The following is a 6,397-nucleotide window of genomic DNA, read 5'->3' on the forward strand; positions in this document are numbered from 1 at the left end:
GCAGCACCATGACAGGGAAACGGGGCTGTATTACAACCGGCATCGGTATTACGATCCGGTGGTGGGGAGTTATGTGAATCAGGATCCGATTGGGTTGGCAGGTGGGGTCAATAAGAATATTTATGTCAAAAATCCAAACAAAGGCATAGATCCACTAGGTTTGATGGAAGAGCTGAGTCATATATGGAATATCGGGCCATGGGATGCTCTTAGTACAAGATCTGATAATAAAGATGCCCTGTCTACAGCTCAGAGAAAATTTCCAAGAAATGAGTTGCACAATGGAAAGGGCGATGCATTCCGTCATTGTTATTGGTCTTGCATTATGAGCTTAAGGATGGGGGTAGACCAGGCGAAATCTGTTGGCGATACTCACGAGGAGTATGGAACAAAAGCAGGTCAAGCAAAAAAGGAGGAAATAATGGATTTGCACAACAATCAAAAAGGCAGAAATTGCTCGCTATCTTCAAAAACAAAAAATGACTGTGAAAATAAATGCCAAGATAGTCTTGATGATGGCAGTCTATGGTTTATAGATAAAGATTCTGGCGCGCTCACCACAAGCCAAGATTGGCAAATTCCATGAAAATTAAATTAACAGCAATTATTATTATTTCAATAATATTGAGTTGGTATTTCTTTAAAAAAGATGATTTTAGTTATTATATAAATAGAGATTACGATTTTGTTTGCATATTTCCGCCATATGCGCCCAAATTATTTATTATTGAGGATTTGAAGAAATATTCAAATAATATAAAAGATAATATGAAATATAAAGAATCAATGGATGACGGAATTTTTACTTATTTCTTTATAAAAAATAAAGAAATAATTTCTTCTGGTGAAGAAATGGTGATAAATAATTCGATGGGTAAATATGGGTGTTTTGGTAAATAAAATATTACCATGATTTAATATTCCGTGGGATAAAGACTAGTGCCAAGTGGCATAGATTTTTCTTGGCTAATGCACTCATGCAGTTAAGCGAGACTTTTGATATTGCACCTATGCAAAGGTGGGTGTGCACGTCGATCTATAACATTTCAGCAGGCCGGTAACAGCGCTATCCACCACTACCACTGCCATTGCGGCCACTCGGGCACACCAATAGCCCTGACGGACCGGCGAGGGCCAGCCAAGCTGTATCCCTGGAGCAATGCGCTGCAGTAATACAACCCGCAGGGCATCCACAAGGCGATGCGGCTGCTGGGGGCACGCTTAAGACGCCGCCGTTGCTCGTTCAAATAGAACAAGGTATTGATTGTGGTAGATTATTCCCTTATCAAAAATATTGCTTTTGGCATAAAAAAATATGTAGAAAAACAGGAGATTCTACATCTTTCTTTCATGAGAACCCATAGTGATCTTGTGAAGCTATCAAATATAGAATTTCTTCCTCGCAGCGGATTTGTTTTTGATGAGGAGATGAATAAGTGGGAATTTAAAAAGCATGGATGTGGTTATGAGTTCTCTCATGAAGGTGCGGTTATTGATATAAATGATTATTTCCTGTCGAATGGAGATTTTTTTAGCGCAAATAGATTATTCTTCTATTTTGAATCGATTGGATTTAATTTCAAAAACCAATATGCTGATGATGCAATTAAATCAGCCTTGATTTATTTGGAATCTACAGGAGAGATCGTGAAGGTGCTGCCGACGGGGTATTATAAGTTACTTTCATCTTAATGCTGTCATTAATTTAATTGTTAATCTAGTTAATAAAGGGGATAAAATCTTATTGATTTTATAAAATGCATAACAAGCTCCAGGGCTACTCACAATCGGCGGGTAACAGGATAGGAAGATATTGAGATGCCTCGCTTGAAATATCCTGAAATGAGAATGGAATTGCTCGGATATTTGAGGAAACTCAAGGATTTGAAGTATCAGATGAAAGCCTGGGTGAATCAGGACTTTCCTGCAGACGTTCAATACGACCATCTTGATTTGGCCATACATTTCATTTTTGACGATACGGATCTTGGCAGTGATGCTCGTATGGCGATCGGTGAAATTCTTCTCGATGGGCAGGAGGCATCACTGATGGGGCAGTTGGTGGATGCCATCAATGCCGTCTTTGAGGCGTACGGCACGGACATGCCGGAAAGCTTCTACATGCAAGTTGGCGAATGGACGAGAGTGGAGGCCTGTGCCGAAAGGGCGTTCGATTGTCTGGAGGGGAGCAACGCCGCTGGCTGCCCCGAGCCGCTGGATTGACACGGGCATGCCAGACGACTAGCCGGGGAAAGACCATGGCTGATCGTGATGTCCAGTCGATGGTAAAGAGTACCGTAGCGTTGCCAGGTTCGTGGAACAACAAGATGTTTTCCACTGGTAGCCCGCCCCCAAAACCTGCCAGACAATCCATAAAAACCAAGGCACCGTTCCATGACAACTTCAACCCCCCTTCCCGAACCCGAATTGAGAGCCTTCGCAGCGGCGGCGGCCGAGCAGCAGCGATGCGCGGACTGCGCTGTGCTGTGGAGGCCGGGCTGGGAGTCCTTGTCGGGTGCGGACAAGACTTCGCATCTGCAGCAGGTTGGTGCGCTGGACACGCCGGAGACGCGGGAACTGCTCGATGAATATCACCCACAGGGCACGAACCAGTGGTCGCCGGATGCTCCCATCGCCCTGGGCTGGCACCCGTACAACCGCTGCACGCTCTGGCGCTGCCACCATTGCAATGCCGCCTTTCTGCGCTACACGGAGTACGGCGGCTACTACCAGGACGATCGCATCCGGCCGCTGCTGGCGCATCTGATCGTCACGCCCGAGCAGGGCCGCGTCTGAGCGGCGCTGCTCGGCCGGCTCAGGTCCAGTCGAAGGTGAACAGCGCCGTGCGGCTTTCCGGCTCGTAGAACAGCAGGATGCTGTCCGCGCCCGTGGCGCACCAGTTGTAGCCGGCCACGTTGGCCACGTGGAAGAAGGGCTTGCCGTCGCGCGTGATGCGGATGCCGTCGTCTTCCAGTTCATCGCCCATGCCGGCGTTCTCCGCCTCGTCCAGCTGGAAGGCCGGGGGAATGGGCGGGTGGCTGGTCCAGTTGCCGTACCAGATGCCGCCGCCCAGGCTGTCCAGGTAGTCCTGCTCCACGGGCTCGCCCTTGCCGTAGCGCGAGTAGCTGGCCAGTCGGCCATGCTGGGCGTAGTAGGCACTGGCCTTGGCGTGGCTGGCCAGCATTTCGTCGGTGTGCTCGCAGGCGTAGGCGTCCTTGGTGAACTGGCCGCCATGCTGCGGCGCGCGCTGGAAGAAGCCTTCGTTGCCCAGGAAGCGGTAGCGGTTGTCGGGCGTCAGTTCCAGCGCAAACCAGTTGGGGGCGGTGAAGGCGTTGTGGTGGGCTTCGGTCTCATCGCCTATGCAGCCCTCGAAGGGCTCGACGGGGCACAGCATGTGGACCACGGTGCCGGCCAGTTCGGGCCGCACCAGGCCCAGGTCGATGGAGATCAACGGCAGCAGGTGCTCTGCCAGCCAGGGCTGGTCGGCCACAAAGATGTCGGCGGCGGCGGGGAAGGGGGTGAGGCCCGGCTTCAGTTCGCGGACTTCGGTTGGCTGGGACAAGAGGGGCTCCTTGGCGGATAGAGGGGGTTGGGAATGCGGGGGGCGCTGCGGGCCGGGTGTCAGGTGATCTCGAAGATGTCCTGGTCCGATGCGGCTGCGCTCTCGTGATAGATGTCGTACAGGTACTGGGCCAGTTCGGCGTGGGTCACGTCGGCGGGGATGGCCAGCAGGGCAGGGGCACGCTTGCCGTCCGCGCCCACGTTGAAGCAGCGCCAGTGGGCGTCTGCCCGTTCGATGGCGATGATGCGGCCAAAGACATTGAAGCGGTATTTTTCCAAGCGGGTGTCTCCTGGTGAGCGGGCATCGTAACGGGAGCCGGTGGCATATCCGTGTTCTCCCCATGTCCGTGGTGGCGGTTTGTCCATATATTTCAAACCTAAACTATTCAGGCCTAAAGTGATTGGGCACTGTTGCTGAACCTGGGGCGCCTGCCGCCCTGCGAGAAAAGGGTTTGCGGTATGAAGATCGTCTGTATCGGTGGAGGTCCCGCCGGCCTGTACTTCGGCCTGCTGATGAAGCTGCAGGACCCCGCCAACGAGGTCACGGTGGTGGAGCGCAACCGGCCCTACGACACCTTTGGCTGGGGCGTGGTGTTCTCGGACGCCACCATGGACAACCTGCGCGAGGCCGATCCGGTGTCGGCCCGCACCATTGGTGACGCCTTCAACCACTGGGACGATATCGACATCCACTTCAAGGGCCGAAGCCTGCGCAGCAGCGGCCATGGCTTCATCGGCATAGGCCGCAAGAAGCTGCTCAACATCCTGCAGGCGCGCTGCGAGGACGTGGGCGTGAAGCTGGTGTTCGAGAACTTCGTGCAGGACGACCAGGCGATGGCGCGCGAGTACGACGCAGACCTGGTCATCGCCTCGGACGGCATCAACAGCCAGGTGCGCACGCGCTATGCCGATACCTTTCGGCCCGATATCGACCAGCGCCGCTGCCGCTTCGTGTGGCTGGGCACGACCAAGGTGTTCGATGCCTTCACCTTCGCCTTCGTGCAGACCGAGCACGGCTGGTTCCAGGCCCATGCCTACCGCTATGAAGACGGCATGTCCACCTTCATCGTGGAGACGCCCGAGGAGACCTGGCAGGCCGCCGGCATAGAGCAGATGAGCCAGGAAGAGGGCATTGCCTATTGCGAAAAACTGTTCGCCCCCTGGCTGGACGGCCATGCCCTGGTCAGCAATGCCACGCACCTGCGCGGCTCGGCCATCTGGATCCGCTTTCCGCGCGTGATCTGCAATACCTGGGTGCACTGGAATGCGCTGGACACGCTGCGCGGCCCGCGCAGCGTGCCCGTGGTGCTGATGGGCGATGCGGCGCACACGGCGCATTTCTCGATTGGCTCGGGCACCAAGCTGGCGCTGGAGGATGCGATCGAGCTGGCGCGCAGCCTGCGGTCTGCGGGGGGCATCGAGGCCGGCCTGCGCCACTACGAGGAGGTGCGCAGCGTGGAGGTGCTCAAGATCCAGAACGCGGCGCGCAATTCCACGGAATGGTTCGAGAACGTGGAGCGCTATGCGGGCCTGGAGCCGGAGCAGTTCGCCTATTCGCTGCTGACGCGCTCGCAGCGCATCTCGCACGAGAACCTGCGCCTGCGCGATGCCGCCTGGCTGCAGGGCTTCGAGCGCTGGATTGCCGAGCATGCGGGCGAGACCGTGCCCGAAGGCCGCCGCCCGCCCATGCCCATGCTCACGCCCTACCAGGCGCGCGGCCTGCGGCTGAAGAACCGCATCGTGGTCTCGCCCATGGCCATGTATTCCTGCACCGACGGCGTGCCTGGCGACTTCCACCTGGTGCACCTGGGCGCGCGCGCCATGGGCGGCGCGGGCCTGGTGATGGTGGAGATGACCTGCACCTCGCCCGACGCGCGCATCACGCCCGGCTGCCCCGGGCTGTGGAACGACGAGCAGGCGCAGGCCTTTGGGCGCATCGTTGATTTTGTGCACGCGCAGGGCGGGGCGCACATTGGTATGCAGCTGGGGCATGCGGGCCGCAAGGGTTCCACCCAACTGGGCTGGCAGCAGATCGACCATCCGCTGGAGCAGGGCAACTGGCCGCTGCTGTCGGCATCGGCCCTGCCCTATATCGAGGGACTCTCGCAAGTGCCCGCCGCCATGACCCGCGCCGACATGGATCGCGTGCGCGAGGACTTCGTGGCCGCCACGCGGCGCGCCGCGGCAGCGGGCTTTGACTGGCTGGAGCTGCACTGCGCCCACGGCTATCTGCTGTCCAGCTTCATCTCGCCGCTGACCAACCGGCGCGATGACGAATATGGCGGCAGCCTGGACAACCGCCTGCGCTTTCCGCTGGAGGTGTTCGAGGCGGTGCGCGCAGCCTGGCCGCAGGACCGGCCCATGTCGGTGCGCATCTCGGCCCATGACTGGGTGGAGGGCGGCATCACGCCCGACGATGCGGTGGAGATCGCACGCCGCTTCAAGGCGGCGGGCGCCGACATGATCGATTGCTCCTCGGGCCAGGTCAGCCCCGACCAGAAGCCGGTGTACGGCCGCATGTACCAGACGCCGTTTGCTGACCGTGTTCGCAACGAGGCCGGCATACCGACCATTGCCGTGGGCGCCATCTTCGAGGCCGACCATGCCAACGCCATCATCGCCTCGGGCCGGGCCGACCTGTGCGCGCTGGCGCGTCCGCACCTGGCCGATGCCGCCTGGACGCTGCGCGAGGCCGCACGCCTGGGCGCCCACGATGTGGACTGGCCGAACCAGTACCAGCCCGGCAAGCGCCAGTTGGAAACCAACTTCGAACGCGCCGCCGCCATGGCGCAGTTGGATCTCAAATGACCCCAAATTCACGACCCCTGGAACGCGG

At 57.2% G+C, this 6,397-nt stretch carries 8 protein-coding genes; 6 read left to right on the forward strand and 2 right to left on the reverse strand.

Annotated elements, in window-relative coordinates; translation table 11 throughout:
- From L995_RS31735 to L995_RS04375, 5 genes are all read left to right on the forward strand, one after another.
- A partial coding sequence (locus L995_RS31735) for an RHS repeat-associated core domain-containing protein (RefSeq protein WP_082001483.1) occupies positions 1-586 on the forward strand: 586 nt, incomplete at its 5' end.
- On the forward strand, positions 583-900 hold the full coding sequence (locus L995_RS32755) for a hypothetical protein (protein ID WP_156135985.1): 318 nt from the start codon (positions 583-585) through the stop codon (positions 898-900). The genes L995_RS31735 and L995_RS32755, both read left to right, overlap by 4 nt.
- Positions 901-1,266: 366 nt before the next feature.
- The gene (locus L995_RS32760; RefSeq protein ID WP_156135986.1) at positions 1,267-1,692 is read left to right on the forward strand and encodes a DUF6896 domain-containing protein; all 426 of its coding nucleotides are present in this window, start codon (positions 1,267-1,269) and stop codon (positions 1,690-1,692) included.
- Positions 1,693-1,818: 126 nt separating this feature from the next.
- Positions 1,819-2,223, forward strand: coding sequence for an SCO4402 family protein (locus L995_RS04370; protein WP_034400127.1), 405 nt, complete (start codon positions 1,819-1,821; stop codon positions 2,221-2,223).
- A 171-nt stretch (positions 2,224-2,394) separates the two neighbouring features.
- Positions 2,395-2,796, forward strand: coding sequence for a hypothetical protein (locus L995_RS04375; RefSeq protein WP_047469492.1), 402 nt, complete (start codon positions 2,395-2,397; stop codon positions 2,794-2,796).
- 19 nt (positions 2,797-2,815) lie between these two features.
- Here L995_RS04375 and L995_RS04380 read toward each other — a convergent pair whose 3' ends face one another.
- Positions 2,816-3,562 carry a hypothetical protein gene (locus L995_RS04380; protein WP_016450628.1) on the reverse strand — a complete coding sequence of 249 codons (747 nt, stop codon included), beginning with the start codon at positions 3,560-3,562 and terminating at the stop codon, positions 2,816-2,818.
- A 59-nt stretch (positions 3,563-3,621) separates the two neighbouring features.
- The gene (locus L995_RS04385; protein ID WP_016450629.1) at positions 3,622-3,840 is read right to left on the reverse strand and encodes a DUF7661 family protein; all 219 of its coding nucleotides are present in this window, start codon (positions 3,838-3,840) and stop codon (positions 3,622-3,624) included.
- Between the two features lie 180 nt (positions 3,841-4,020).
- On the opposite strand from L995_RS04385, the gene L995_RS04390 reads away from it, so the two are divergent.
- Positions 4,021-6,369, forward strand: coding sequence for a bifunctional salicylyl-CoA 5-hydroxylase/oxidoreductase (locus tag L995_RS04390; protein WP_047469495.1), 2,349 nt, complete (start codon positions 4,021-4,023; stop codon positions 6,367-6,369).
- Positions 6,370-6,397 lie beyond the last annotated feature (28 nt).

The organism is Delftia sp. ZNC0008 (genome assembly GCF_000799035.1).
GTDB classification, from domain to species: Bacteria; Pseudomonadota; Gammaproteobacteria; order Burkholderiales; family Burkholderiaceae_C; genus Comamonas; species Comamonas tsuruhatensis.

What these genes read in the sequence shown, in the direction of transcription:
- L995_RS04370 (WP_034400127.1), top strand. Translation starts at nt 1,819, where the DNA reads ATGCCTCGCTTGAAATATCCTGAAATGAGAATGGAATTGCTCGGATAT.
- L995_RS04390 (WP_047469495.1), top strand. Translation starts at nt 4,021, where the DNA reads ATGAAGATCGTCTGTATCGGTGGAGGTCCCGCCGGCCTGTACTTCGGC.
- L995_RS04375 (WP_047469492.1), top strand. Translation starts at nt 2,395, where the DNA reads ATGACAACTTCAACCCCCCTTCCCGAACCCGAATTGAGAGCCTTCGCA.
- L995_RS32755 (WP_156135985.1), top strand. Translation starts at nt 583, where the DNA reads ATGAAAATTAAATTAACAGCAATTATTATTATTTCAATAATATTGAGT.